Source organism: Globicatella sp. HMSC072A10 (assembly GCF_001811625.1).
Taxonomy (GTDB): Bacteria; Bacillota; Bacilli; order Lactobacillales; family Aerococcaceae; genus Globicatella; species Globicatella sanguinis.
The window spans coordinates 1-206 of sequence record NZ_KV805689.1 but is presented as its reverse complement, the minus strand read 5'-3'; the positions used below and the strand labels follow the sequence as shown (position 1 = coordinate 206).

Here is a 206-nt window from a genome sequence, read left to right as displayed (position 1 = left end):
AATATGGCTTGAAGTTACCCGCTTATCGTCAAGAACAGGAATGGAAACAAATGAATCTGCCCCTAAGTCGGGATACGATTTGCGGTTGGCACATTCGCACCTATCAATACTATTTCCAGAACCTCTGTGACTTACTTTTAAACAAGCTCCGTCAACAAGAAGTTCTCCACGCAGATGAAACCAGCTATCGGGTATTAGAGAGCCAA

Annotated in this window: 1 protein-coding gene; it reads left to right on the top strand. The window is 43.7% G+C overall.

Translation table 11 applies throughout. The features are described from left to right. Nucleotides 1-206, top strand: a 206-nt coding sequence (locus tag HMPREF2811_RS11050) for an IS66 family transposase (RefSeq protein WP_141749256.1), incomplete at both ends; no start/stop codon positions are given.